Genomic DNA, 25,107 nt, shown 5'->3' with positions numbered 1-25,107 from the left:
AGCGTCTGTTTCCTATGACAAGATACAGATACATTGGTTTGTGATATTGGCTGTTTGAAACCACCAGACAACGGCGAGGTATGGGCTAATTGAATGTTGCAACGACATATGTGAAGTTCAGGGAGAGGAGTGCCATGATTTTGACCGGCCAGAATACCAAAATTTCATACGAATATTCGAGAATAATATGTTATCAATTGAAAATCGCAATGGCTGCTTCAAAATCGCAATACGGCACCCTAATTGATTATTGAGATGGTCTCTTCAAAACTGATAGACTAGAGTGGAGCCGTAGAACGTCTCGATCTTAGTCTTCTCGGTAGCGATAGCCCCATCCTCGAAGTTCGTCAGCCAGTTCATCGACGTGGTTTGCACCGACACGAATGAGGGCTTCACGGATGTCGGTTAGGTAGACATCAGTCCCGAGTTCCTGTTCGACAGCATGTTGGACATCGGATTCAAGATTCATCGTTTCGTCACGCAAAAAATATTGAACCATTTTCCGGTCAGTTTTGACTGTGTTCCGTCCGAGAATATATGGTATATCCCCTTCATCAGTGTGGTCTGATGACCCGGAGTTCCCTGAACGATCTGCTGATGAGTGACCGTCTGCCTCCGATTCGGACTCCGAGTTGTCCTGTGTTGTCGTCTCTTGAGTAGTTCTGTCACTAGTCTCCGGGGACTCTTCTTTGTTGTCGGAGTCGTCAGCAAATGGGTCGCTTCCTGCCCCTGATTTCATACTGTCCGTCATTGATCTCCTACCTCCTGGATATGGGCCGCAAGATCACGTATTTTGTCCAATGTTTCGACTTCGTAGTCTCGTCGTCGAGTGCGGTGGTAGCCGACGTAGTAGAACGCCGTACACCGTTGGTCCCAGCAGCCTTCGAACAGCGCTGACCGATCCCCGAACACGACTGGAGCATTGTAGCCGAGCTCTCGAATTTGTTCAAGATACTGCTCCTGGTTTGTTGTCTGTCCGACGCCGTTTGGAACGATGGCCAGTACACCGATATCGGCCTCCAACGCGGTTTCAAGATTCACGACCATATCCTGAATTCCTTCGACTGACTGGATTCCCTTTCCGGTTGGTTCGACGGGTAAGACGAGCGAGCGCGTCGCTGACACGGCATTATACAGGTGGGGGCCAGCTGTCGCTGGCGGGTCAATGATGATCGTATCGTATTTGTCGGGAACATTCGCATCTGCCAGAACTTGTCGGAGGCGGTCGTTCGTGTTGAATGATTCTCCCAAATCTTCGGCCATCTCTTCGGCCTGCGTTAGGAGGCTCGGCAGTCTTTCAAGCATATTATGCGAAGGAATGATGTCGAAATCATACGGCGTCTCGTGAACGAGATCTGTGAAACTGCCTTTCGGTCGGTTGATAAGATGGCGAGCGATGTTGTCAGCTTCTCCATCGTCACGAGGGACAGTGATCCCCAGTAAGTACGTCAGGGAGCCCTGTTGAGGGTCTAAGTCAATGACCAGTACGTCGCGTCCTTGCTGGGCGTGCGCGTCAGCGAGATTCGCGGCGAGGGTGCTTTTCCCGACGCCCCCAGCCTCAGAGTATGTTGTGTACGTGAGCATGTATACTGATAAGTTATGCTTACGTAAAAAGGTAATTAGACTAAATAGTTAGACTAACTAGTTATACTATACTGTTAGACTGACTGAGAAGGGGAAGACGTCGTTATTGCGTCGCCGAATATCGACGCGAATGCTATACCCAGGATGGGTACCGTTCACGAGGTGTTGCCGGTCGTGATCAGGTCGGACAGATCGAATAGGCGGACGTCATCGCGCCTGTCAGCGGCGTGTTCAAGATCGTCAGTATACCCGGACCGGCTAAACAAGACGTACAACGTCTCTCCATCTGCCGGCCCTTCTGACCATCGTACTTCCGACGTTGTTCGTTCGAGGTCGGCGAGGACACCTTCGCTCACGGGTCGAGAGGTGAACTTACACTCTCCAGCGACGAGTCCTTCGTCTGTGAGGCCGAGGACGTCCAGTTCGTGTTCCTTGAACCACCATTGCCCGACATCGCGGAATCGGCGGTCTACAAGATCCCAGAGGGCTTGCTGGCAGAGGCGTTCGAACAACGGGCTCACATAATCCGCCAGTTCGGGTGCGACGATTTCATCGTATGCGTCGTCGCCGAGCATTCGAAGCTGGTCCTGATTCCCGTATACGAACCGGAACCAGAATCGGAACAGGGGTGCGGCGATGCGATATCGACCGCGTTTCGAGGCTCTCGGTGATTCAGTCACGGGGATATGGCGTTCGACGAGGCGGAGTCGGCGAAGCTTCTGGAGGTACGTGCTGAGCGATCCCGAATCCACACCGGCCATACCCGCGATCTCATTCGGGGTGCGACGCCCGTGAGCGAGCGCGCGGAGAATACTGAAGTACGTATTCGGCTGCCGGAGTTCGGTACGAAGTAGGAACTCGGGCTCAGAGTACAGGAGCCCGCGTTCTGACAAGATCGTCTGCTGGACGTTCGTTCCTAAAGGCTGGTCGGAGTCGATGGTCTGGAGATAGTACGGAGTACCTCCGTAGATCGACCACGCAGTGATGGCGGTCTCCGGATCGTACTCTGGGAAGAACTGACGTGCGTCGCCCACGTCGAGGGGTTTAAGATCGATCGTCGCTGTTCGCCGACCGTACAACGGTGCGCTACCGGAGAGCACCTTGTCCTCCATCACGCTGATCGACGAACCGACGAGCACGAGCGTCATTCCCGTCTCCTGTAGTTCCATGTCCCAAACGCGTTGTATCCGGGACGGGAGCGACTCGTCTTCCTCGATGAGGAACGGGAACTCGTCGATGACGACGACGGCATCTTCCTCACCAAGTGCTTCGAGAAGTACCTCCCAGTCGCGGCGGACATTGCTCAGCGAGGGGAACTGCGTAGTGGCGGTGTCGACGAACTGTTCGAGTTGGTTCGGTGCCGTGGACTCGACCGCCTGGTAGTAGACGGCATCGTCCCGATCAGCGGTGGACTGGCGGACGAGTTCGCTTTTCCCGAGACGACGGCGACCGTAGATCACGACGAAATCTGCCCCCTCAGACTCGTAGCAGTCCGTGAGTTGATCGAGTTCGATATCCCGATCAACGAATTGCTCCATACTGTCGGCACTATCCCCAAACAAATAGAACTCTCGATTTTGGAAACTGCGATTTCAGAAATCGTGGTTTCTTTATCTTCATTCCCAGGATAGTGGGGACTGTTTCTACCTCCATCGCCGCGCATAACAACGGATTTTGTGTAATCAAGATACGGGCCCCCCTCTCGAAAGATATTCTCCGGTCGAAACCACCGTCTCTTGCGTCGTTTTGATGCCGATACGGCATTAATCGCGTTAACTCTCAATGCTGTCTTTGTAATCGACAGACTGCAAAGCGATCAGGACCGTTCATCTGGCCATCCATCGAGTAAAATCACCCCTGAGTACCCCCCATATGTTGCCGGTATATCCGCTGAAGGCTAAGTGCATTAAGTGGGTGGTTATTTTGCTGAGTTGATGACAGACCGGCGCGACGACGTAGAGTTCATGAAAGAACGCCTCTCTGAGGATCCGACAGAGGAGCTCTTGGAGCAGATAGCCTCCACTGTCGTGAACCAGATGGAGGATTCGTTTCCTGAACTCTCGCTAAAATCGCGCCCAATGGATGAGGTTCTTGAAGACTTTCGGGATGATAAACTGGAAGAGGTGGATTCGACGGGACAGTACGAACGGAAATTGAACTACCTCCAGACATACCTGGAAGATGAAGCACGTGTCGAAACGAGCGATGATCTGACCAGCGAGGACGTTGAGCGATACGAGAAGTGGCGGAAGTATGAGTCACTGTCCCGCGATAAACCGTTAGCGGGTACTACGCTTCAGGACGATATGTATCTCTTCCGTGAATTCATCCACTACCTGATTGAACACGGGATGGCTCCGGCTCGCTTCGAAAAGCGGATTGAAATCCCCGAAGTAGATTACCGGAACGGAGAGGGCGTTGACGAGAAGAAACTTGATCCAGAGATAGCGAAAGCAGCGCTGGACTACCTTCGGAAATACGAGTATGCCGATGTCGAGCACATTTCGATGGAGTTGATGTGCCAGTCTGGGCCGCGAAAAGGTGGGTTGATCGGGCGTGATGTGTCTGACTTCGACTATGAGGAGCGTGTTCTACAGTACGAGACTCTAGAGACAACACCGCTGAAAAATGACGAAGGAAGCGATCGAGAAGTCACTCTCTACGGGGAGATTCCTGAGATGATTCAGGATTATCTCGATGATCAGCGACCGGCGGAGACTGATGAAGAGGGGAGAGAACCATTGCTCACCAAAGGTGACGGGAGAATTAGCCCGTCAATGTTACAGAAGATCGCCTATATGTGGACTCGTCCATGCGAGGTGGGGTTGGGCTGCCCTCACGATCGTGACCCTGACGACTGCGAAGCGGCGCAAAAGAACAATTCCGCTTACAAGTGCCCGAGTAGTCGAGCCCCTCATCACATACGAACAGGATATATTACAGACCAGAAGAACCGAGGTGTCTCAGCAGACGGGATTCAACAACGCTGTGACGTCTCGCCACGTGTTCAGGATTTACACTACGATCTCCCAGATGACACTGAAGAACGCGAGCGGTTTGAAGAAGAGTTCCGAAATGCCGACGACGACCCTGACTCTGGATTCAACCACGACTAATCATTCGTTCTGGTGAAGAGTTCACTCGGGTAAGGATCCATACTGCTGACGGATCTCATCAGGTGTAGGTTCTCGATGTCGGCAGGTAGAACACCAGCGAAGCGGTAACTCTCCAAATTCACCGGCAGGTACTTTTGGAGGTTTCTCACCCTCTGGGTTGAATCGCGTGTCCCCAAGCTGTCCTAAATGGGAACAGTCGATGTGAGTATGCACTACAGGAGCGTTTTCCAACTTTGGTGAACCCACGGGTGCGTGGACACCTGGTACAGATGTCGGACCGCGCTCTCGGCCGTGGTCGTCCTTCTCTTCGTTCCGGATGTCTTCGAGAAGACTGTTTGGCCAATAGTCCGCGACACGCTCTCCACTATCGGTATCCTGAATTTCAATCCACAGATCGTTGCTTGGCCAGATTCTCAGTCGATAGGTATTGTCCTTTGACCATTGGTCATCCCGATAGTCTCGATCATCGGTCAACGTCGGAATTGTCTCCCCTGTCTCCACATAGAGATCTGCGCCACGCCCGTGGAATGTTTTGACACTCTCCTTGAGATTGACAATCCGATACTCCTCTTCATCAAAATGCTCTTCCAGAACCTCGAATACCGCATCCGAATCGATAGCCTCGAATTTCGTTTTGAGCAGTTCCCGAAACCGCTCCTCCCGCCCATACGTTCGGAGGAACGCTGCATCTCCCATCCCCGTTTTCGATGCCAAACTGAGTTGATAGCCGTTCTCGTGCGGTCGAACCTGGATTAGGTACTCACCATCGTAGATATTCGCTTTGAATCCAGAGTCCTCATCTTCTGAAACCTTAACTTCGGGCGTGCGTGGCTGTTTCGAGACCATCTATAACCTGCAGTGGTTCGAGAATCAGCAAAACAATTTGCCCCTAACGCTGTGAGAAGGTGGGCAGAGATATTGTCTCAATTAGCGCAACATATTTATAAATGAGTTGCGTGTTTTGAGACAGAGTGCTTTCAGAGTCGGAATTCGCCGTCCTCTCACATCTGAGCACGCAAGCGGATGAGAGCTTGGTACAGCGGGAGTTAGCTGACGAACTCGGTTGGGATCCCGGTCATACGTCTCGTGTCGTGACAAGGCTCGCAGAAACCGGGTTGGTCATCAGGGAGCAGCAGCAGGGAAAGTATCGGCTTGCACTGTCGAACGCCGAGCCGACCCAACGGTTCGCCGATATCGCACGCGAGTTCCCCCACGTCGATTTTCCAGATCTCCTTGCTGGATCCTCGATTCAGCTCCTGTATTATTTGGATACTGGGCGAACCGCATCGGAGCTCACAGAATGGACTGAGGTGAGTCGAGCGACGGTTTACCGCCGGCTCAAGCGGTTACGGAACGTCGGGATCGTCACGAAACGCGACGCCCGGTTTGCTCTGACAGAGCAGTTCGAAGAATTGGCAGCGTTTGCGCGGTCACTTATCCATCACGTACATCGAGAGGAAGCGAGTGATCATGCTACTGGCGTTCGGCTCATCTGGACAGATGTAGACGAGTATCTGTTCAGTTGCCGGACAGACGTGACTGCATCACTGTTTCAGCAGACTGGCCCGGGTGCGCTTGATCAGTACGGAATCGAACTGTTAACGCGTGAAGAGCAGTATTATTTCCGCTCCGAGGAGCGAACGGAACTCACTCCTGACAACCTCGTGTGTCACTTGCTGCTGATCGATGACGGCGCTCGGTATCGATCGTACTGCCTGTTACTGATTGCTGCCTGTGAGATTGACGCAGACACACTCACGCGGACAGCCGAACGGTACGATCGAGAAGCCGAGATTGATCTCAGTAAAATCGTCCAAGAGCTCTGTGCGTATCTCGACTCTGATGGCACGGTGTCCGGAGAGAAGCTTCCTGAATGGGACACGTTCAAATCGACAGCCGCTGACTACGACATATCCGTATGACGCCTCGCCCACAATTCGATGCCACGTATATCGAGGCGGAACTACAGGAACTCGGAGCTACGCTACACGCCGAAGTCACAGCATTTCTGATCGGTGGTGGGGCGATGGCGTTTCGAGGGCTGAAGGACACGACCAAGGACATTGATCTGGTGGTCACAACCGAGACGGCCTTCGACCGGTTGCTTGCCGCGTTGGATGACCAAGGATACGAGGAAGTCTCCGAACTTGATGAGACGTATCAACAGTTGGGAGCCAGACTGTGTGTCGAAAATGACGATGGGTGTCGGATCGACGTATTCAACCGACAGGTCGCCAACAAACTCATCTTCAGCGACGGAATGCGAGAACGAAGCGAAGCGCACCTCACATCCAACCCGCTGTCTGTCCAGTTAACCGCGCTAGAAGATATTTTCCTGTTCAAATCAGTCGCCAAGCGTCCGGACGACATTGACGATATGAATACGCTGGTGCAGACGAGTCTGGACTTCGAAGCAATTGAGCGTGAAATCGCAGCGCAAATCGAGTTATTAGATGGAAAGCAATTCACGACGCACATCCGCGAATCGCTCGATACTTTGTACGACCAATACGAGGTACAAACACCGCTCGAAGGCGTTGTCGATGAGTACTACGCGCAGTATATGGACGAGTTGGAAGTCAGACTCGTGTTGAGTGAGGACGAGCCGATGTCGGTCGAGGCGATTGCCGAAGAGCGCGGTCTCGATCGGAGTCACGTTGTAGAGCAGTTAGAGCAACTCGAAACGTACGGGTACGTCGAACAGACCGACTCAGGGTTCATTGATACGGGGAAGCGCGATGCGTTTAACGAATAAATTCAGGAATTACGGGCCGTTTCCCGCTCCTGGAGAAGTTCTCGAAGGTAGGCGGTTGCTGCGACACCAACGTTGATTCCCCAGACATAGTCCTCCTCACCGAAGGCAGCCGTGCCTGCCATTCGGTGCGTATAGCCGTCAACAAGGGTAAGACGGATACAGTTGACCACGTCCTCTTCACCAAATCGGTCGAGAGCATCCCTGATGTACCGATCGAAATGACCGTTTGGATGATCGGTCGGTCGCGGATCAGCAGCTCGTTCTAACGCCCGACTGATGACCGTATCAACCGATGGGTGAGCTGGAACCTCCGTATTCTCTTGAACACGATACTCCTTGGCAGAATCCATACCGGGACGTACGAGCGCACAGTCTAAATATTAGCGACTGGCCAAAATGAGTGCCACAGCTACCAATTCCCGACGTCGTTTTCAACCGTGTATCTCTTCCAGTAGGCTTTCTCAACGGTCCGGAGGTCGTAGCCTCCTGGGTTTCGATCCTGTAATGCCTGGAGGATCTTTGGGTAGTCGGCAATGCCCATTGTTCGGTCTCTATCAAGAAACTCGTCCATGAGATATCGGTCTCCGACTGCGTAATTCTCCGGATCGTAGAACGTGAGGATGGCACTCGCGGTTGCAGCCCCGACGCCCGGAATGGAGTTAAGAGTGCTAGCTTGTACCTTCGGATCCTCCACGAGTAGTGCCGTTTCGGTCACCTTTTCGACAAACGCTTCCGGAAGCTTGCGGACTTTTTCGATATTCCCACTCCGGCGACCGCCTTGGGCGTGTGAACTACCCCTGCCTACTCACTCACGGCTATGCCGTTCGTTCCTTGAGGCAGGGGCTTCCTGTTTCCACGACGGAACTTGCAGACACTTCATGGATGGCATCCGTGTCCACAGCGGTTCCAGTCTCCGCAGGCGTTGCTTCGGAGTGAACCACTCCTAGCTTCCGCAAGCCCCGTTCCCAGACGTTCAACGCGGCATTATAGTCACGGTCGGTTTCAAAACCGCAACTCGGGCATGAGTGTTCCCGGACCCACAACGGCTTCTCGGTTTTCACACCACACTGATTGCATTCTTTCGTCGTGTCTTCCGGGTCAACTTCCACGACGTGACACCCACGCTTGTTACCGTGGTGTTTGAGAATAGTGATGAAGGCTCGCCATCCAATTTCGTGGGTGTTCCGACCGTTCTTGTCGTCTTCAAGCAGTGACTTCACGTTGAGGTCTTCCACAAACACAGCGTCGAACTCGCTGGTGTAGAACGCCGCAACCTTATGCTTGAAGTCCAGTTTCTTCTGCCGCATCCGCTTATGCACTTCAGCCACCGTCTGTCGCTGTTTTTCCCAGTTGTTCGACCGGTGTTCTTTCCGGGAGAGCTTCCGTTGTTCCCGCTCCAAGCGTTCACGGTCACTGGATAAGTCGAGACGACTGATTTGGCGTCCATCAGAGTCATGGATGAAGTTCGTGATGCCGAGGTCCAACCCGACAGTATCCTCGGTGTCAATCTCGTCGGGGGCCGGTTTCTCAGGTGCGCCTTCTTCAATGTTGAGGCAGGCATACCATGCACCCGTCTGGTCTTTTTTGACCGTGACGTGTTTCACGTCAACGTCGTCTGGGAGTGGTCGATGGAGCCGTATCGGAACGTCGATGGTGTCGCCGTTGACTTTCTTGAGTGTCAGGAGTCCACGTCCATTGGGGCCACTCTTCTCATCGAGTTCGAAACCCCGTTGGCGATACGTGAAACTCCGATACTCCTGTGGCGCTTTCCAGTTTAACGACCCAACCGAGTAGCCTTTCTGCTTGAGTTTCCCGAGGTTTTCGATGTTGGTGGCAATCTGCTCAACAGCCTGTTGAAGGACTGTCGAGTAGATGTTCGTCAGATCAGTCCACCAGTCTTTCAAATCGGGGATCTCATCTCTGACCTGTGTGACGCGCTGTTTGACAGTGCCCTCGGTTTCGGGTATCCGGTTGTAGCGGTACAGACTGTGGTTGTAGAGTTGTCGCACGGTGTCACGCACCCAGTCCAGTTGCTCCCGCTGCTGACTGTCAGGAAACAACCGATACTTGAGTGCGTAATCCATGCGCCGTACCTCGATTATCCACCTGTAGAAACTTAAAGATAAGCATCCCTCGCAGGGCGATTCATCCCCACCCTACTCGCTCCCATCCGGTCGCTCCTTGAGGGTGGGGGCTTCTCGCCCAATCTGCTAATTTCCATCGGATAGCATCTACAACTTCGTCTTGAGTCAAATAGCCTCGATCATAGAGCGCAGAAGAGAGGTCATCCTGGATGGCCTGTAGTCGTTGTTCATATTCGTCATCGTACCGTTTGCTCCACTTCTCAATGTCGTCTTTGTCCATACGCCCCACATGCATTCTGTCCGATAATAGTATCTTACATCGTGATGTCGAAGCCGATCACTGCTCGTGGGTTCCAATGAAGACGACCGTCAAATAATATTAAAAAGAGTTCTTCAGCCGATTCTACGATGGTTCTGTGGAGACGGATTACAGATTGTCCAAGTAATCCCTCCGTTGTTCCATCCGTTCCTGCTCAGTACGGCGGTCGTAGTGCTGCTCAATAACCTTCGGGCTGACATTTGCCCGGTCGCTAACGACCTTGTCTGGCATGTCGCTGTTCAGGCTGTGCGTGATGCTTCCACGACGGATGGCGTGCGGGCTCACACTCGATGGACACTTCGAAGCGGCATCCCGCGTGTTTGCCTCGCAGTCATCCGGGTCGCGGTCGTGCGGACACTCGTCCCCATAGGAACAGGGACGCGTCCACCGGTACACGTACATTCGGAGCGTCGTCTTCTGTAGTCGTCCTTCACGAGAGGCCAGTAACGGCTCTCTGCCGTGATCGTCGGTCACATCGGGTCGCTTGTTGGTTATCCAGTCGTTGAGCAGCTCGCAGATGTCGTCCGAGAGGGCGACGAGTCGCTCACCATCGCCCTTGTTCTTGATCGGCGTGTCGGTGTCCGGCCGATGCCGAACTTTCACGTACTGCTCGTCTGCGTTGTAGTCGTCGACATCCATCGCGTGAACGCCACCAACTCGCATCATCGTGTGCCACATCAACGTGAGCGCGACGTGCTGTGGACCAGCGTACTCGTACTTCTCTAGGTGGGAGAGCACCGAGGACGCGTGGTCGCTATCGAGCATCACGTCCCGGGAGTTCTCGTCCGCAGTGATCGTCGGGGACAACACCTTCTCGCTGAGATCCTGTTCGACGCCGTCCACGGCTTCTAACCAGCGGACGAACGAGCGAAGGGAGTCCATCTGCGTCTTCTCGCTGACCTTGTTCAGGTCACCGTCGTCACGCCGCCAGAGCCGGTACTCGTGGAGCTGCCGGCCGGTGAGCGTGTTGAGATTCTCGATGCCTTGCTCGTGGCACCAGCGGACGAAGTGCCGAAGCCGGTAGTCGTGCCCCTTGATCGAGGCATCTGCAAGCTCAGCCTCCTTGTCTTTGAGAAACAGTTCAAGCGCTGCTTCCGGTTCGATTGGTTCGAGACTCATAGTTGGTCTTCTCCGAGTCAGCGAACCCCATGAGTCCCGGTTACTGCCTATCACAGATCTTCGACTACAGCAACTCAATCGGCCAAAATGAAGGGTTATCACGCCTAATGACTGAGGCCTGCAGCGCCCATGTCGGGGTTTCGGGGCCAAATCCGAATGAGTGCGGCGGGTCAGAGCCCCGGTCGAACGCAAGATTCATCCTTTCGTTCGATGGATGAACGGGCGCTGGGGCACTCCCGTCGTGACCGACAGTGGCGATTGCGGTAGTATAGACGTCTCGCCTTCGGTCGTTCTGTTAGTTGCGATAAACGTTCTTCGTAGCGTGTGAATACACGGCGGGGAACGGACAGGAGTTCGAGATGTCGAGACGCCACACGGGGTGGTCGGCCCGGCGCACCGGACGGATAGTACCGCCCAAATCGTCAACAGAATGGGGGAAGTGAGGGAGAAAATCCGGTCTTCAATCTACAGGTTGAACACCCGTCACGGTGTATCAAAAAACCCCTGTAGTAACATTAAAATACCAGTTTTAATGATAGTACCGCATGACAGACTATGCGGAACCGACATCTCGTCGCCGCACACCGACCGGTCCCGGACGACCGGAGCGGTCTCGGCACCGACCGGTCACAGGTCCCAACGGAGCGACCCGGGCCGGAAACCGGGTCGGTCGACGGATGCTGCTCGCTGCGGTCACGGTCGCGGTCGCGGCAGCACTCCTCTTGGGGGTCGGTGGTACCGCGGCGGCCGCCGACGGGGACTCGACCGAAATCACCTCCTGTACGCAACTCAACGTCTCGGGGAGCTACCACCTCGGCGGGGACATCGAACCGGAGGAGCCGGGAGAGTGGGAGATTTTCGACGCCTGCATCGTCATCAACGCCAGCAGCGTGACCCTCGATGGGATGGGACACACCATCGACGGGACCAGCGTTTCGGGCGTCGCCAACACCCGGGGGGTTCTGGTCCGCAACGAGACGCAGGTCACCGCGACCGACGACCCCGACAACTGGCTGGACAACGTCACCGTACGAAACGTCGACACGAGGGGCTGGTCGAATGCCGTCAGTCTTCGGGGCGCCGAGGACGTCGTCGTCCGGGATATCGACCTGCAGAACACCACCGGCGGCGCGGACGTATCCTACGAGAGCGGTGCGAACGCCCGGGTCACCGGAGTGACGGCGACCGACGAGGCCAGCGACGTCGTCGTGTCGGTCCGGGAAGTCGAGGCCGCGGTCGTCGCCGACATCGACATCGAGCGTTCCGACGGGACGCGACAGGCGATTTCGGTTCGGGACGCCCCGGGCGTGGAGATCACGAACAACACGGTCGACGACCGGAACAACACCGAGGAAGCCGGAGAGTTCGACACGCCGATGGGAATCCTGGTTCGGAACACCACCGGTGCGGTCGTCACGAACAACACCGTCCTCGGGGTCGACGGGGAGGGGATCCGACTCTCGCGAACCGACCTCGGCACGCCGAACGCGCTCGTCGCCGACAACGAGATACGGAAGACCGGCGACGCCGGGGTCGTCCTTCGGGGGGACGCCGACGGTTCGACCGTGCGAGACAACCACCTCGACCGGACGGACGGGATTCGGGTAGTCGACTCCGCGGCCGTCGCGGTCCGGAACAACCGGCTGTTCACCGAGAGCAACGACGGCAAGATCCACATCGAGGGGGCGACCGGGACGGCCGTGGTCGGGAACGAAATCGACGCCTCGTTCAGAGCCATCGAGATCGTCGACGCCGACCCGGAGCGGCTGGCCGACAACACCGTCCGGGCCGGCGCCCGGGCGGTCGAAATCCAGGGCGAATCCGGGGAAACGTACGACGGCTTCTCGATGACCAACAACACCGTGGCCGGGGACGTGCTGGTTCGCTCCTACCAGAACCTCTCGATTTCGGCGCTGACGCTCGAGAACGGCACCGTCCGGATCGAACGCGGCTTCGACGACCGGCCGCGGAACGTCACCGTCTCGGACGCCGAGATAACGGACAACGACGCGGCGGCCTCGGTGTCGGCGGCCGAATCCGACGACGTCACGATAGACAACGTCACCGCGGTCGGTGGCCAGGACGGCGCGCTCGTGCTCGACGACGTCAGCGAGGCCACCGTCAGAGGGGTCACGGTCACGGGCCACGACGATTCCGACGAGGAGTCGTCCATCCGCGTGATACGGTTGACCGGCGTCGACAACGCGTCAGTCAGCGAACTGGAAATCGTCGACAATCCGATGGACGGCGACGACGCCAGCAGCTTCATCGACGGTCGGGTCGTCGCAGTCGACCTGCGGAACACGCGGGACACGACGGTCGACAACGTCACCATCCTGAACAACACCCACGGAGCCGACTCCGCCGTCACCGTCCGCGGGGACAGCGCGAACGTGAGCCTCGAGTCGGTGCGGGTCTCCGGGACCGAAACCGGGGCCATCGAGGTCGAGGCGTCGACGACGAACGTCACTGCCTCGGCGTTCACGGTCGGGGCCGGAACGTCGACGAACGCGACGCTGTCGTTCGAGGCCAGCGGGGTCGTCGTCGACGAGATGTCGGCGCCGCCGAACAACCCCGACGCGGCGAGCATCGGCCGGTACTTCGACGCCCGGAACACATCCACCGGCGCGTTCCTCGACGTCGACCTCCACTACGAGGGGGCCGACGCCACGGGCGTCGACGAGGAAACGCTGACGCTGTGGCGCTACGACGGGGGCGCCTGGAGCGAACTCTCCGCCTCGAGCGTCGACACCACCGACCGGAGCATCAGCGCCAATATCACGACGTTCTCGACGTTCGGCGCGTTCGCCGAGGGATCCGCCGACGCGTCGATCGAAGACTACGCCGACAACGAGAATATCGTTCGCACTGAGGGCCTCCGGGATGCAATCGACGACTGGCGGGCCGGCGACATCGACACGGGCCTGCTGCGGGACGTGATCGACGCCTGGCGGGTCGGCGACCCGGTCGGGTAGCGGTCGGTCCGTCTCTTTTCGGGGACCGGTAGTACGGCCGGCGGTCAGTACGCAGGTACACCGTGCTCCTGATTGCGGACGTCCTGCTCGCGGGAATCGACCTCCTCGCGTTCGCCACCCGTTTCCCGTCACCGGGGCGCTGTACTGCGACCCGGCAGTCTCACGGACCCGATTTCGGTGTCCGTGCGAAGCGAACACGGGTCGCGGATACGGACGCTCCGTACTCCCTTTCGGCCGTCACGGCTCCGTCGGCCGCCGGGCAGTCCGGAGTGATACCGATCCCTCGACCGCTTCGCTCGCGTCACCGAGAGACGACGCTCCCCGTCGTCGCGGGCAACCGGGAGGTCCCGCTGCTCTCAGCCGGTCTCCGAGGGGGCCGAGGCGGTGACAGCGGCCTACCGGGCGGCGGGGTACGACCTCGGGGGCGAGGTCACGAAAGCCGCGATACGGGCCTCGAAGGGGAGGAGAGTGGGGTTACAGCTCGCCCAGCTTCCGGAGGACCTGTCCCTCGTACTCGGCGTCGGCGCGAGTGCCCTTCAGTTCGAGGACGTTCCGTTCGAGTTTGTCGACGGCGACGTGGAAGGCGGTCTCGGCGCCGTAGCCCTCGCCGGTGCCGCCGACCTGTCCGCGGTTCGTCCGGAGGCGGATCTGACACTGGATGAGCGGCGTCCCGCGGAGCTTCTCCTTGTGCTCGTGGAACCGGACGTGGGCGTGTTGGACCTGCATGTCGCGGTACTTGTCGGTGACCTCCGTGATGGCGTCGTAGATGTCCTGCCGGGAGATGGTGTCCAGGTGGTTGATGTTCGTGATCTGGACGTCCATACTCTCCTTTTCGGTGTAGGTCAGCGCGCGCAGCACGTCGGTCTTGGTCAGGATGCCGGCAATCGCGGCGTCGTCGTGCTCGGGCGTGACGACGAGGCCGGCGTAGTCGCTGTCGAGCATCCGCTCGACGGCCGCCCGGACGCTCTCCTCGCGGTCGACGGTCTGGACCGGGCTGTTCATCAGGTCGTAGACGGGCAGGTCCAACATTCGGTCGGCTTCGCCGGAGCGGTCGCCCTTCTGCTGGCGCTCCATGGTGCGGACGGCGAAGTCCGCGATGTCGTGGGTCGTCACCATCCCCGTCAGCTTGCCGTTCTCGTTGACGACCGGGAGCCGCGAGATGCCGTGCTCGCGGAGGTGGTTGATGGCCTTGCCCAGGCTGTCGTCCTCCGTGAGCGTGATGACCTCCTCGGTGTAGATCTGTTCGACGGTCAGAACGTCCAGGTTCTCGATGACGGACTCGAGGATGGCGTCCTCGGTGACGATGCCCCACAGCTCGTCGCCCTCCATCACCGGTGCTATCTTGGTCCCGCCCTCGACCAGCATTCGGGCGACCTCGCGGACGCCGTTGGTTCGCTCGACGGTCGGGACGTTGTTCCGGACCATCACCTGCACCTTCGCGTCGTCTTCGATATGTGACTGGAGGAGCTGTCGTTCGGTCACGATCCCCTCGTAGTCACCATCGTCCGTCACGACGATTCCCTTCGGGTTCTCGCGCTCGAAGAGGGACCGAACCTTGCCGAGCCGCTCGTCGATGTCCACCTGGATGTACTCCCGGGTGGCGATGTCTGCAATATTCATCTCTCTTCCCGCTTCGAGTTCGCCGCGCCGGGCCTTCAAAGTACTCCCCACATACTAACGTGTGGGACGCGTGGGCGTGGGTATGCGACCCGACATCACGGTGTTCGGTCGGTACACGTATCTCGTGACGGAGCTGTTCTGGGGTGCCGTCGCGCTGGCGTTGCTCCGGCGGACGAACTCCACCCGGAAGGCGCTGCGCGTCTCCCTGGTCCTGTACCCCTTCGCGTACGCGTGGGACCGCTACACCCTCGAGGTCGGCGTCTTCGACATCCCCATGCGGACGGGCATCGAGATAGCGGGCATCCCGCTGGAGGAACACCTCTTCATGTTCGTCGTCCCCTCGATGGTGGTGGGAACGGCGGAGGCACTCGAGGAGTGCCGTGCCTCCCGGGAGGAGTAATCGACGTACGTGGCGGCCGACTATACCTGGTGCTTCTTACTGCGACAATTTAAACGACCGGTCACTATCCACTCTTAAAACGCCGAAAATAGACGGAGTAAAGCCCAACAGACACTCCGACGGATACTGTGATGCGATGTCACGCAAACACGCCAGGGTGGTCCTGACGGCGGTATTGGCTTTCGGACTTATTAGCATGTTCGCACTGCCGGCGGCGGCACAGGAAGTGCCCGAACCGGACCCGAACGAGGGCATCGAGATCAGCGGTGACGCCAGCGCCCAAGAGCAGTCGGCTAGCCTGTTGGCGGACGTCTTCGGCGTCACGCTGCTGGAGATCGACTGTGAGTTCTCCGCCGAGAACCCCACCGAGGCCTGCGAACTGACCGTGCTGGACCAGGAAGTCCCGCCGGAGGGCGGCGAGCTGCCGACCCCCTAACGACGGTTCCGAACGGCCGATAATTACGTTTCTTTTCGGGAGACACTCCATCTATGGATAGGTTTTCGACGGTCCACGTCCTCGTCGCAGCCTGGCTTCTCGTCGGCCTTGCCGTCGTGCCCGGTGCCGTCACGGCGAACCACGACCACGAGTACACCGACTTCGAGACGACGCCCGACGACCGCTCGCCGGGCGCCGACGGCGTCGACTACCGTTTCGCCGTCGAGGTAACCGACGAGTTCGAGGGATACGAGCGTATCGAGTCCCCGGAACAGATCATCTTCGCGGTCGACGGGGCGAACCTCGAACCCTGTAGCGGCGGTGGCGAGGCATTCGCCGACCTTCCGCACTCGCTGTACGTCGAAGGTCCCGACGGCGACCGGACCTCGCTGAACGTCGACGCCGTCGTCTGGGACGGCGAGGCGGCGCTCGTCGGACTGGGCGACGGAGACCAGCCCGCCATCGGCGTCGGGGACACCCTCGTCTTCGAACTGGGTGGCTGCGTCGTCAACCCGGCGGAATCGGGCTGGTACCGGGGGCTCGTCAACGCCGAGGGCGAGACGCCGTCCGGCGAGACGGCGAACATCACGGCCTTCTCGCACTACTTCGGCGTCTGTGAGGGCTGTGCGTCCGACGAGGACGCACGGGCGGAACTCGGCCCCCCACCCTCCGGGCCGGTCGCCACGCCGACGCCGACAGCGACACCGACACCGACGCCCACGGCGACGCCCACGCCGACCCCGACTGCCACGGCGACGCCGACGGCGACCCCCACGCCGACGGCGACTCCCACGTCGACCTCGACTCCGACCGCCACGGCGACGCCGACGCCGACGGCGGCGTCGACCGGGAACGCAGGCGGCGGAACGGCGACTTCCGGGACGGGAGCGACGCCCTCGGTCAGTGACGGGGCGGGCTTTGCGCCGCTGTCGGCACTGGTGGCGCTCGCTGTCGCTGGGCTCTACCGCCGCCGTCGGTGACCGCGTTCTCGCGGGAACCGCGTAATAAATACCGCTCCGTTCCGTACGCGGAGACGACATGTTCGGTTCCGAGGCGGACCCGGAGACGAAGGCTGGCATCGAGGACGTCGACCTTTCGGGGCGGACCGCCCTGGTGACCGGTTCGACAAGCGGCCTCGGGCGTGAGGCCGCACTGTCGCTGGGGCGACTCGGCGCCGACATCGTCGTCCACGGACGCGACCGCGACGCTGGCCAGCGGGTCGTCGACGACCTCGAGGCCGTCGGCGCCGACGCACGGTTCGTCGCCGCGGACTTCGAGCGGCCCGAGGAGGTGTCGGCGCTGGCCGAGACCGTCCGCGAGGAGGTCGGGGAACTCGCCGTGCTCTGCAACAACGCCGGCGGACTGTTTCAGGACAACTCCGAGACCGACCTCGGCGTCGAGCGGACCTTCCACATCAACCACCTCTCGCCGTACCAGCTGACCGCGGAGCTGCTGCCGGCGCTATCGCCGGGCGCACGCGTGATCACGACGGCGTCGGTCGGCCACCGCATCGCGACGCTGAACCTCGATCGGCTTGCGGCCCTGACCGGCCTCTCGCCGTGGGCCGCCTACTGCCGCTCGAAGCTCGCCAACATCCTCTTTGCGAACGAACTGGCCCGCCGACTGGTCGCCGCCGGCCGCAACGTCACCTCGAACTCGCTGCACCCCGGCATCGTCCCGGGCAGCGAGTTCTCGCGGGCGCTGCCCGCCCCGGCGCCCCAGATCGGCGAACTCGTCGGCGAGTTCCCGACGACCGACTCCGTCGAGGACGGCGCCGCCACCATCGTCTATCTGGCGGCCTCTGAGGCCGTCGAGGGCGTCACAGGCAAGTACTTCGCGCGGTGCCGCGAGCGACGTCCCGCTCCCGACGCCGTCGACGCCGAAGCCCAGCGGAAGCTCTGGACCCGCAGCGCCGAACTGCTGGGCATCGAGGAGCCGCTCGCCGACGCCGTCGAGGGCTGATACGGCCCGCCGTACGATCTACAAAGCTCCGCACGAGGCGTCGGTTTCCGGCGCCCCGGTCCGTACCGCGCTGCAGTCCGGGTCCGACTCGGTGTCGGCTAGTGCCGGTCGACGAACTCGACGATCTGCTCGGCGCACGCCTCACCGGCGTCCTCCTGCAGGAAGTGACCAGCGTCCTCGATCCACACGTCGGGCTCGTCGTCGGCCGTCGGTACCAGCTCGCGGAACAGGTCCCGGTACTGCTCGGTCATCGGGTCGCTGTCCGAGAACAGCACGAAGAACGGCTTCTCCCACTCTCGGAGATCTTCGCGCAGTCGTGCGTGGCGGTCGGCCCCCGGCATGTCGGGGTCCTGTGGCACCATCGGGGGCCACGCGTAGGCGCCGGCCTTCGAGGCATCGTCGGGGAACGGCGCGCTGTATCCCGCCTTTGCCGCCGCCGAGAGATCCGAGACGCAGCCACCGTCGATCACCCGCGCGATGTCGAGATCGTCCGCGTTGACGACCATCTCCTTGAACCGGTGCCACGTCTCGATGAGTTCGGTCTCGCCGTCGGTCAAGAGCGCGTTCATCGCCACAATGCGGTCGAACCGCTCGGGGGCCTCCGAGACCGCGTACGGGAGCCCGAGGATGCTGCCCCAGTCCTGACAGACCAGGGTGACTCCCTCGAGGTCCAGCGCCTCGACGAACCGCTGGAGCGTCTCGTAGTGGGTCTCGAAGCCGTAGGCGTCGATGTCGGTGTACTTGTCCGACCGGCCGAAGCCGACGAAGTCGGGGACGACCACGCGACCGCGCGTGCGGAGGTCGGGTATCATCTTCCGGTAGAGAAACCCCCAGGTCGGTTCGCCGTGCAGACAGAGGAACGTCTCCTCGCCGCTTCCGTCGACATCGACGTAGGCCATCTCGGCGCCGTCGTCGGTGACCGTCACGCTGTCGTGAGGGTAGTCGTACTCCTGCAGGTCCTCGAACCGTTCGGCCGGCGTGCTGACGAGTGCCATACCATCCCAAGGTCGAACGGCTACTCAAAGGTATGGTTCCGAACAACAGTGGATTCCCCGGCTATCTGCCGGGCGTCGGAAAACGGGAGAGTGGGTTCGGGCAGATTTGAACTGCCGACCTCCTCCATGTCAAGGAGGTGTCATAACCGACCTAGACCACGAACCCGCACTCGTTTTCGGCTGCACTCGTGGGTAGCCCGGTGACGTAATTGAACCTTTCGGAATATCCGTCGTGTCGGTCGGCCGCACCACCACATCGGCGAGGAGAGGCGCTGTGTGTGGCTATATCACACGGACACGGCAGTTTCTGCTCGTTTCGTATAAACCCCCGTGGATGCCGGGCGCAAGCGTAATCCCCCAACACGGGAACGTGGAAGTAACGATGGTCGAACAGAGCACGATCAGAACGACCGCGTCCTGCCTCGTCGCCGTGATGATGGTTGTCGGATTCACTGCCGCCCCGGCAGCGGCTCTCACCCAGGATTCCATCCTCGACGACGACGTCGTCGACGACATCGTCGACACCGGCGAGCTCGACGCTGGGACGTCCGACTCCAGCAGTGAAACGCAGGGAGTCGAAGTGCGCATAGTCGAGACGAACAGCCCGGTTCAGACCGGCGAACCGCTCAACGTCACCGTCGCCGTCCAGTCCAACGAGGGGGGCACCGCGGAACTCCTCATCGACGGCGAGTCCGTCGACCAGGAGGGCTTCGCGCCCGGCCAGGAGGACACGGTGAACTTCACCTGGGAGACCTCCTTCCAGGACGCCGGCAACCACACCGCTACCGTCCAGAGCGGTGCCGACAACGACAGCACGACGGTCCGGGTCGAGCCCGGTATGTCGGCGCCCGAGGCCGCCTGCACCGACGTTCCGGGGCGGGTCAACGAGAACGTCCCCTACGAGATGGTTCCGTCCCCGCAGGAGGAACTCCCCGAGCAGGTTCCGAACCCGGTCCCGCCGTTCATTGGGCCCAAGAGCGCCGCCAACATCGTCCTCGGTGTGGTGCCCAACCAGTGTGAGATCCAGGACCCGAACGATCCCTCGATCGATCCGACCGACCCGCCGAGCGACCCCGACACCACGGTCAGCGTCATCAGGGCCGGCCCCTACCAGGACGGCGGCGTCCTGCGGGTCTACTACGAGGCGACGCTCGGCGAATCCGGGCCGAGCGTCTCCGGTTTCGCCGGCGGTATCGCCACCACCAGCGGCGTCGGAGCCGACCCCTCGGTGAACCTCGACGACGGCGCCCAGACCTACACCGTCGATCCGATGGTCCGGGGCGACACCTCGACGGCCGACGCGGCGACCGACGTGGACGCGCCGTTCGGTGCGGCGGGCGCAAACGCCGACTGTTCGGCCGGCGAGTGCCAGCCCGGAACCTCCGGCATCCCCACCTTCACCGAGTACCCCGCCGTCCCGCAGCCGATCTGGACCGGCGAGTAACTGCTGCGGTTCCTCTCCTTTCGGTTTCCTCCCTCCGTTCCGACGACCCACCAGCCGCGGCCGTAGCGACAGCCTTATGCTGATGTACTGTTTTGTACATCGTAACACAGTATTGGACATTGGTGTTCAGCATGAGTATGACGGAGTACATCGAACGGGTGGCCGACGGCGAGGACCTCTCCATCGAGGAGGCGCGCACGGCGTCGTCGCTCGTCTTCGAGGAGGCGACGGAGGCACAGATCGGCGCGCTGCTGTCGGCGCTGCGCGCGAAGGGCGAGACCGAAGCCGAGATAGCCGGCTTCGCACAGGGAATGGCCGACGCGGCCCGGACCATCGACCCGAATCGTAGCCCGCTCGTCGACACCTGCGGGACCGGCGGCGACGGTCACGACACCATCAACGTCTCGACGACGAGCGCCTTCGTCGTCAGCGGGAGCGGCGTCCCCGTCGCCAAGCACGGCAACTACTCGGTGTCCTCCTCGTCGGGCAGCGCGGATGTCCTCGAGGAACTGGGCGTCACCATCGACGCCGAACCTCCGGTAGTCGAGCGGTGCATCGAGGAGCGCGACATGGGGTTCATGCTCGCGCCCGTCTTCCACCCGGCGATGAAGGCCGTCATCGGCCCCCGGAAGGAACTGGGGATGCGCACCATCTTCAACGTGCTCGGGCCGCTGACGAACCCCGCGGGCGCCGACGCACAGGTCGTCGGCGTCTACGACGCGGACCTCGTTCCCGTGCTCGCGGACGCGCTCTCGAAGATGGCCGTCGAACGGGCGCTCGTCGTCCACGGCGACGGCCTCGACGAGATCGGCGTCCACGGCGAGTCGACCGTCGCCGAGGTCGACGACGATTCGGTCACCCAGTACACGGTCACCCCGGAGGACCTCGGCGTCGGTACCTACGACCTCGGCGCGGTCGCCGGCGGTTCGCCGACCGAGAACGCCGCCGACATGCGCGGCATCCTCGAGGGCGACGTCGACGGCGCAAAGCGCGACATCGTGCTGGCGAACGCGGGCGCGGCCATCTACGTCGCCGGCGAGACCGACAGCCTCGCCGGGGGCGTCGACGCCGCACGCGAGTCCATCGACTCCGGCGCCGCCGCCGCCCGCCTGGAGGCGCTCCGCGAGTTCGACCCATGACCCGCGTGAAGGTCTGTGGTATCACCACCGACGAGGACCTCGAGACGGCGGTCGAGGCCGGGGCCGACGCGGTCGGCATCGTCGCCGACGTCTCGACCGACACGCCGCGAGCTGTCCAGCCGGACCGGGCGGTCGAACTGTCGCGTGCGGCCCCGCCGTTCGTGACGACCGTCCTCGTGACGATGCCGGGACAGCCGGACCGGGCGGTCGACCTCGCCGGGCGCGTCCAGCCCGACGTCGTCCAGGTGCACGGCGACCTCACGCCGGGCGATCTGGCCTACCTGTCGGCGAACGTCAGCGGCGACGTGATGCGGGCCGTCACGCCGGATGAGGCGCCCGCTCACGACACCGTCGCTGACGGTCTGGTCGTCGACTCGCTGGACGAGTCGGGCGCCGGCGGCACGGGCGAGACCCACGACTGGGAACGGAGCCGGGAACTCGTCGAGTCGCTGTCCTCGCCGGTCGTGCTGGCCGGGGGACTGACGCCGGACAACGTCGCCGAGGCCGTCGAGACGGTCCGGCCCTTCGCGGTCGACGTCGCCAGCGGCGTCGAGGCCGACCCGGGCCGGAAGGACCCCGAGGCCGTCGCGGCGTTCGTCCGGGCGGCGGGAGGCCGACCATGATCTCCCGCGAGCGGTTCGTCGAGGCGGCCGAGGACGGCCCGGCGGTCGTCCGTGCCGTCGCCGAACTGTCGGCCGACCCCGAGCCACTCTCGGCGTACGCGGCGCTGACCGGCCGGACGACCGACGCGACCGACGACGAGTACGCCTTCCTCCTGGAGAGCGCCGAGAAGGTCGCCTCCAGCGACCCCGACGGCGCCTTCACCGCCGGCCGCGGCGCCGACAGACACGCCCGCTACTCCTTCGTCGGCTACGACCCCGCCGCCGTCGTCACTGTCGACGACGGCGCCACCGTCGACGTGCTCGACGACCGCTACGAGGGCCTGCTCGAACCGAACGGCGGCGACAGCCTCGACACGCTCCGGGCGGCGCTGCCCGACGCCGAGTTGCGCAACTTCCCCGAGACCGAACGCCAGCGATTGCAGGGCGGACTCGTGGGATTTCTCGCCTACGACGCGGTCTACGACCTCTGGCTCGAGGAGGTCGGCCGGCAGCGGCCTGACTCGCGGTTCCCGGACGCGCAGTTCGTCCTCTCGACGAAGACGCTCGTCTTCGACGACGCCGCCGGGACCGTCTCGCTCGTCTTCACGCCGCTCGTCCGCGACGGCGACGACGCCGGCGCGGTCTACGACCGACTGGCCGCCGAGCGCGACCGGGTCGAGGACCTGCTCTCGGGGGCCGAGGCGCCGACGACCGGCGGATTCCGCCCGGTCGAGGAGCGGGCCGGCCCGAGGGACGACTACGAGGCGGCGGTCCGCCGGGCCAAGGAGCACGTCCTCGACGGCGACATCTACCAGGGCGTCGTCTCCCGTACCCGGGAACTGGACGGCGACGTCGACCCGCTTGCGCTGTACGAGGCGCTTCGGGAGGTCAACCCCTCGCCGTACATGTACGTGCTGGACTACGACGACCTCGTCGTCGTCGGCGCCTCGCCGGAGACGCTGGTCTCCGTCCGCGGCCGGGAGGTGATGAGCAACCCCATCGCCGGCACCTGCGACCGCGGCACCAGCCCTGTCGAGGACCGGCGGCTGGCCGGCGAGATGCTGGCCGACGGGAAGGAACGCGCCGAGCACACGATGCTGGTCGACCTCGCGCGCAACGACGTGAGGCGGGTCGGCGAGGCCGGCAGCGTCCGCGTCGAGGAGTTCATGAACGTCCTGAAGTACAGCCACGTCCAGCACATCGAGTCGACGGTCACCGGCCGTCTGCGCCCGGAGTGTGACGCCTTCGACGCGACGCGTGCGGCCTTCCCCGCCGGCACCTTGTCGGGAGCGCCGAAGATACGGGCCATGGAAATCATCGACGACCTGGAGGCCGAACCGCGCGGCGTCTACGGCGGCGGCGTCGGCTACTACTCGTGGAGCGGCGACGCCGACTTCGCCATCGTCATCCGGACCGCCACGGTCGAGCGCGGCCGCGGCGTCGACGGCACCGACCGGGTGACCGTCCGCGCGGGGGCGGGCATCGTCGCCGACTCGAATCCCGCCGCCGAGTACGACGAGACGGAGAAGAAGATGGACGGCGTGCTCGCGGCGCTGGACCGCATCGAAACCGCTCCGGGGGAGGCGACCCGATGACCCGCGTCCTGTTCGTCGACAACTACGACTCCTTCACGTACAACCTCGTCGAGTACGTCAGCCAGCACGACGACACCGAGACCGAGGTGCTGCGGAACACGGCCTCGCTGGCCGACGTCGAGGCGGTCGACCCCGACGCCGTCGTCATCTCTCCGGGACCGGGCCATCCGAAGAACGACCGCGACGTCGGCGTGACGATGGACGTCCTCCGGGAGACGAGTCCCGACGTGCCGACGCTGGGCGTCTGTCTCGGCCTGGAGGCCGCCGTCTACGAGTACGGCGGCACCGTCGACCGGGCGCCCGAGCCGATCCACGGCAAGGCGTTCCCCGTCGATCACGACGGCCGCGGCGTCTTCGACGGTCTCGAACAGGGCTTTCAGGGCGGCCGCTATCACTCGCTGGTCGCCCTCGACGTTCCGGACGTCTTCGAAGTGACGGCGACGACGACCCACGGCGACGAGCGGCTGGTGATGGGCGTCCGACACCGCGAGCACCCTATCGAGTGTGTCCAGTTCCATCCCGAATCGGTGCTGACCGGCGTCGGCCACGAGATAATCGGGAACTTCCTCAAGGCAGTTTAACCGGGCGGTCCCACGACGGCGAGAGGCGTCGACGGTGGGGCGCTGCTCGTCGCTACGCTAGTATCAAAAAGGATAGGGTTCCGGGCGATACCGCCGCCGTCTCGGACGCGAACCGTGAACGACTGCCGGCCACGGTGACCGCGTCGTGCGGGTCGGAGAACGGACCCATCGAGGGGCCGGTTCCTCGCGCTGTTTTCAGGCCGCCAACCCCCGCTAATTTCCAATGGAAACGCCGCTCCTGTATTGCGGTTAGGTGGGTTCTATTTTCACTTTCACTTCGGTCTGCCCACACTTATACGACTCCGACCGAATCCAACAGTTCGTACGCGCAGGGGCACGCGCACATTCATCGGACCTGGCTCGAAAAACGACCAGTGCCCC

Annotated in this window: 24 protein-coding genes and 1 tRNA gene; 13 read left to right on the top strand and 12 right to left on the bottom strand. The window is 61.4% G+C overall.

What is annotated here, in order from left to right; translation table 11 throughout:
• Positions 1 to 307 precede the first annotated feature (307 nt).
• From NLF94_RS12915 to NLF94_RS12905, 3 genes are all read right to left on the bottom strand, one after another.
• Positions 308 to 751 carry a DUF7970 domain-containing protein gene (locus NLF94_RS12915; protein ID WP_254838038.1) on the bottom strand — a complete coding sequence of 148 codons (444 nt, stop codon included), beginning with the start codon at positions 749 to 751 and terminating at the stop codon, positions 308 to 310.
• On the bottom strand, positions 748 to 1,584 hold the full coding sequence (locus NLF94_RS12910) for a ParA family protein (protein WP_254838037.1): 837 nt from the start codon (positions 1,582 to 1,584) through the stop codon (positions 748 to 750). Before NLF94_RS12910 ends, NLF94_RS12915 begins: the two co-directional genes overlap by 4 nt.
• Before the next feature lie 155 nt (positions 1,585 to 1,739).
• On the bottom strand, positions 1,740 to 3,122 hold the full coding sequence (locus tag NLF94_RS12905) for an ATP-binding protein (protein ID WP_254838036.1): 1,383 nt from the start codon (positions 3,120 to 3,122) through the stop codon (positions 1,740 to 1,742).
• Positions 3,123 to 3,518: 396 nt separating this feature from the next.
• Between NLF94_RS12905 and NLF94_RS12900 the strand changes: the two genes are divergently transcribed.
• The gene (locus NLF94_RS12900) at positions 3,519 to 4,700 is read left to right on the top strand and encodes a tyrosine-type recombinase/integrase (RefSeq protein WP_254838035.1); all 1,182 of its coding nucleotides are present in this window, start codon (positions 3,519 to 3,521) and stop codon (positions 4,698 to 4,700) included.
• 21 nt (positions 4,701 to 4,721) lie between these two features.
• On the opposite strand, the gene NLF94_RS12895 is transcribed toward NLF94_RS12900, so the two are convergent.
• Complete coding sequence (locus NLF94_RS12895; protein WP_254838034.1) at positions 4,722 to 5,546, bottom strand: hypothetical protein; 825 nt, start codon at positions 5,544 to 5,546, stop codon at positions 4,722 to 4,724.
• A gap of 125 nt (positions 5,547 to 5,671) precedes the next feature.
• Here NLF94_RS12895 and NLF94_RS12890 point away from each other — a divergent pair, with 125 nt between their 5' ends.
• Both NLF94_RS12890 and NLF94_RS12885 read left to right on the top strand, forming a co-directional pair.
• Complete coding sequence (locus NLF94_RS12890) at positions 5,672 to 6,622, top strand: MarR family transcriptional regulator (protein WP_254838033.1); 951 nt, start codon at positions 5,672 to 5,674, stop codon at positions 6,620 to 6,622.
• The gene (locus tag NLF94_RS12885; RefSeq protein WP_254838032.1) at positions 6,619 to 7,455 is read left to right on the top strand and encodes a helix-turn-helix domain-containing protein; all 837 of its coding nucleotides are present in this window, start codon (positions 6,619 to 6,621) and stop codon (positions 7,453 to 7,455) included. The genes NLF94_RS12890 and NLF94_RS12885 overlap by 4 nt, the downstream gene beginning before the upstream one ends.
• A gap of 2 nt (positions 7,456 to 7,457) precedes the next feature.
• Here the strand turns inward: NLF94_RS12885 and NLF94_RS12880 are convergent, their stop codons facing one another.
• From NLF94_RS12880 to NLF94_RS12860, 5 genes are all read right to left on the bottom strand, one after another.
• Entirely contained in the window at positions 7,458 to 7,805 is a 348-nt protein-coding gene (locus NLF94_RS12880; RefSeq protein WP_254838031.1) for a DUF8158 family protein, read from the bottom strand.
• A gap of 59 nt (positions 7,806 to 7,864) precedes the next feature.
• Positions 7,865 to 8,170, bottom strand: a complete 306-nt coding sequence (locus NLF94_RS12875) for a hypothetical protein (protein WP_254838030.1) — start codon at positions 8,168 to 8,170, stop codon at positions 7,865 to 7,867.
• A gap of 100 nt (positions 8,171 to 8,270) precedes the next feature.
• Positions 8,271 to 9,539: an RNA-guided endonuclease InsQ/TnpB family protein gene (locus tag NLF94_RS12870; RefSeq protein ID WP_254838029.1), complete on the bottom strand. Its 1,269-nt coding sequence runs from the start codon at positions 9,537 to 9,539 to the stop codon at positions 8,271 to 8,273.
• A 61-nt stretch (positions 9,540 to 9,600) separates the two neighbouring features.
• On the bottom strand, positions 9,601 to 9,819 hold the full coding sequence (locus NLF94_RS12865) for a hypothetical protein (protein WP_254838028.1): 219 nt from the start codon (positions 9,817 to 9,819) through the stop codon (positions 9,601 to 9,603).
• A 147-nt stretch (positions 9,820 to 9,966) separates the two neighbouring features.
• The gene (locus tag NLF94_RS12860; RefSeq protein WP_254838027.1) at positions 9,967 to 10,977 is read right to left on the bottom strand and encodes a tyrosine-type recombinase/integrase; all 1,011 of its coding nucleotides are present in this window, start codon (positions 10,975 to 10,977) and stop codon (positions 9,967 to 9,969) included.
• A 677-nt stretch (positions 10,978 to 11,654) separates the two neighbouring features.
• On the opposite strand from NLF94_RS12860, the gene NLF94_RS12855 reads away from it, so the two are divergent.
• Complete coding sequence (locus NLF94_RS12855; protein WP_254838026.1) at positions 11,655 to 13,952, top strand: right-handed parallel beta-helix repeat-containing protein; 2,298 nt, start codon at positions 11,655 to 11,657, stop codon at positions 13,950 to 13,952.
• A 474-nt stretch (positions 13,953 to 14,426) separates the two neighbouring features.
• Here the strand turns inward: NLF94_RS12855 and NLF94_RS12850 are convergent, their stop codons facing one another.
• Complete coding sequence (locus tag NLF94_RS12850; RefSeq protein WP_254838025.1) at positions 14,427 to 15,572, bottom strand: CBS domain-containing protein; 1,146 nt, start codon at positions 15,570 to 15,572, stop codon at positions 14,427 to 14,429.
• A gap of 82 nt (positions 15,573 to 15,654) precedes the next feature.
• On the opposite strand from NLF94_RS12850, the gene NLF94_RS12845 reads away from it, so the two are divergent.
• The 4 genes from NLF94_RS12845 (at position 15,655) to NLF94_RS12830 (ending at position 18,370) form a co-directional block, all read left to right on the top strand.
• Entirely contained in the window at positions 15,655 to 15,972 is a 318-nt protein-coding gene (locus tag NLF94_RS12845) for a lycopene cyclase domain-containing protein (protein WP_254838024.1), read from the top strand.
• 196 nt (positions 15,973 to 16,168) lie between these two features.
• Positions 16,169 to 16,408 (top strand): hypothetical protein, encoded by a 240-nt coding sequence (locus NLF94_RS12840; protein ID WP_254838023.1) that lies wholly within the window; start codon positions 16,169 to 16,171, stop codon positions 16,406 to 16,408.
• Positions 16,409 to 16,461: 53 nt separating this feature from the next.
• Positions 16,462 to 17,388: a hypothetical protein gene (locus tag NLF94_RS12835; protein ID WP_254838022.1), complete on the top strand. Its 927-nt coding sequence runs from the start codon at positions 16,462 to 16,464 to the stop codon at positions 17,386 to 17,388.
• 58 nt (positions 17,389 to 17,446) lie between these two features.
• Positions 17,447 to 18,370, top strand: coding sequence for an SDR family NAD(P)-dependent oxidoreductase (locus NLF94_RS12830; RefSeq protein WP_254838021.1), 924 nt, complete (start codon positions 17,447 to 17,449; stop codon positions 18,368 to 18,370).
• A 98-nt stretch (positions 18,371 to 18,468) separates the two neighbouring features.
• On the opposite strand, the gene NLF94_RS12825 is transcribed toward NLF94_RS12830, so the two are convergent.
• Positions 18,469 to 19,365: a haloalkane dehalogenase gene (locus NLF94_RS12825; RefSeq protein ID WP_254838020.1), complete on the bottom strand. Its 897-nt coding sequence runs from the start codon at positions 19,363 to 19,365 to the stop codon at positions 18,469 to 18,471.
• 91 nt (positions 19,366 to 19,456) lie between these two features.
• Positions 19,457 to 19,531 (bottom strand) — tRNA-Val (locus NLF94_RS12820).
• A gap of 216 nt (positions 19,532 to 19,747) precedes the next feature.
• On the opposite strand from NLF94_RS12820, the gene NLF94_RS12815 reads away from it, so the two are divergent.
• From NLF94_RS12815 to trpG, 5 genes are all read left to right on the top strand, one after another.
• Positions 19,748 to 20,809: a hypothetical protein gene (locus NLF94_RS12815; protein WP_254838019.1), complete on the top strand. Its 1,062-nt coding sequence runs from the start codon at positions 19,748 to 19,750 to the stop codon at positions 20,807 to 20,809.
• A 137-nt stretch (positions 20,810 to 20,946) separates the two neighbouring features.
• Positions 20,947 to 21,948 (top strand): anthranilate phosphoribosyltransferase, encoded by a 1,002-nt coding sequence (trpD, locus tag NLF94_RS12810; RefSeq protein ID WP_254838018.1) that lies wholly within the window; start codon positions 20,947 to 20,949, stop codon positions 21,946 to 21,948.
• The gene (locus NLF94_RS12805) at positions 21,945 to 22,571 is read left to right on the top strand and encodes a phosphoribosylanthranilate isomerase (protein WP_254838017.1); all 627 of its coding nucleotides are present in this window, start codon (positions 21,945 to 21,947) and stop codon (positions 22,569 to 22,571) included. Before trpD ends, NLF94_RS12805 begins: the two co-directional genes overlap by 4 nt.
• Positions 22,568 to 24,145: an anthranilate synthase component I gene (gene trpE, locus NLF94_RS12800; RefSeq protein ID WP_254838016.1), complete on the top strand. Its 1,578-nt coding sequence runs from the start codon at positions 22,568 to 22,570 to the stop codon at positions 24,143 to 24,145. Before NLF94_RS12805 ends, trpE begins: the two co-directional genes overlap by 4 nt.
• Complete coding sequence (gene trpG, locus NLF94_RS12795) at positions 24,142 to 24,726, top strand: anthranilate synthase component II (RefSeq protein ID WP_254838015.1); 585 nt, start codon at positions 24,142 to 24,144, stop codon at positions 24,724 to 24,726. The genes trpE and trpG overlap by 4 nt, the downstream gene beginning before the upstream one ends.
• The last annotated feature ends 381 nt before the right edge of the window (positions 24,727 to 25,107 follow it).

The sequence above is a fragment of the Natronomonas marina genome, from assembly GCF_024298905.1.
Lineage (GTDB): Archaea > Halobacteriota > Halobacteria > Halobacteriales > Haloarculaceae > Natronomonas > Natronomonas marina.
Note: the sequence above shows the minus strand (reverse complement) of the source record. Positions and strands in the feature narration are given on the sequence as shown.

What these genes read in the sequence shown, in the direction of transcription:
- NLF94_RS12885 (WP_254838032.1), top strand. Translation starts at nt 6,619, where the DNA reads ATGACGCCTCGCCCACAATTCGATGCCACGTATATCGAGGCGGAACTA.
- trpG (WP_254838015.1), top strand. Translation starts at nt 24,142, where the DNA reads ATGACCCGCGTCCTGTTCGTCGACAACTACGACTCCTTCACGTACAAC.
- trpE (WP_254838016.1), top strand. Translation starts at nt 22,568, where the DNA reads ATGATCTCCCGCGAGCGGTTCGTCGAGGCGGCCGAGGACGGCCCGGCG.
- NLF94_RS12865 (WP_254838028.1), bottom strand. Translation starts at nt 9,819, where the DNA reads ATGGACAAAGACGACATTGAGAAGTGGAGCAAACGGTACGATGACGAA.
- NLF94_RS12900 (WP_254838035.1), top strand. Translation starts at nt 3,519, where the DNA reads ATGACAGACCGGCGCGACGACGTAGAGTTCATGAAAGAACGCCTCTCT.
- NLF94_RS12850 (WP_254838025.1), bottom strand. Translation starts at nt 15,572, where the DNA reads ATGAATATTGCAGACATCGCCACCCGGGAGTACATCCAGGTGGACATC.
- NLF94_RS12915 (WP_254838038.1), bottom strand. Translation starts at nt 751, where the DNA reads ATGACGGACAGTATGAAATCAGGGGCAGGAAGCGACCCATTTGCTGAC.
- NLF94_RS12825 (WP_254838020.1), bottom strand. Translation starts at nt 19,365, where the DNA reads ATGGCACTCGTCAGCACGCCGGCCGAACGGTTCGAGGACCTGCAGGAG.
- NLF94_RS12805 (WP_254838017.1), top strand. Translation starts at nt 21,945, where the DNA reads ATGACCCGCGTGAAGGTCTGTGGTATCACCACCGACGAGGACCTCGAG.
- NLF94_RS12845 (WP_254838024.1), top strand. Translation starts at nt 15,655, where the DNA reads ATGCGACCCGACATCACGGTGTTCGGTCGGTACACGTATCTCGTGACG.
- NLF94_RS12880 (WP_254838031.1), bottom strand. Translation starts at nt 7,805, where the DNA reads ATGGATTCTGCCAAGGAGTATCGTGTTCAAGAGAATACGGAGGTTCCA.
- NLF94_RS12830 (WP_254838021.1), top strand. Translation starts at nt 17,447, where the DNA reads ATGTTCGGTTCCGAGGCGGACCCGGAGACGAAGGCTGGCATCGAGGAC.
- NLF94_RS12895 (WP_254838034.1), bottom strand. Translation starts at nt 5,546, where the DNA reads ATGGTCTCGAAACAGCCACGCACGCCCGAAGTTAAGGTTTCAGAAGAT.
- NLF94_RS12835 (WP_254838022.1), top strand. Translation starts at nt 16,462, where the DNA reads ATGGATAGGTTTTCGACGGTCCACGTCCTCGTCGCAGCCTGGCTTCTC.
- NLF94_RS12855 (WP_254838026.1), top strand. Translation starts at nt 11,655, where the DNA reads ATGCTGCTCGCTGCGGTCACGGTCGCGGTCGCGGCAGCACTCCTCTTG.
- trpD (WP_254838018.1), top strand. Translation starts at nt 20,947, where the DNA reads ATGACGGAGTACATCGAACGGGTGGCCGACGGCGAGGACCTCTCCATC.
- NLF94_RS12860 (WP_254838027.1), bottom strand. Translation starts at nt 10,977, where the DNA reads ATGAGTCTCGAACCAATCGAACCGGAAGCAGCGCTTGAACTGTTTCTC.
- NLF94_RS12870 (WP_254838029.1), bottom strand. Translation starts at nt 9,539, where the DNA reads ATGGATTACGCACTCAAGTATCGGTTGTTTCCTGACAGTCAGCAGCGG.
- NLF94_RS12815 (WP_254838019.1), top strand. Translation starts at nt 19,748, where the DNA reads ATGGTCGAACAGAGCACGATCAGAACGACCGCGTCCTGCCTCGTCGCC.
- NLF94_RS12840 (WP_254838023.1), top strand. Translation starts at nt 16,169, where the DNA reads ATGTTCGCACTGCCGGCGGCGGCACAGGAAGTGCCCGAACCGGACCCG.
- NLF94_RS12910 (WP_254838037.1), bottom strand. Translation starts at nt 1,584, where the DNA reads ATGCTCACGTACACAACATACTCTGAGGCTGGGGGCGTCGGGAAAAGC.
- NLF94_RS12905 (WP_254838036.1), bottom strand. Translation starts at nt 3,122, where the DNA reads ATGGAGCAATTCGTTGATCGGGATATCGAACTCGATCAACTCACGGAC.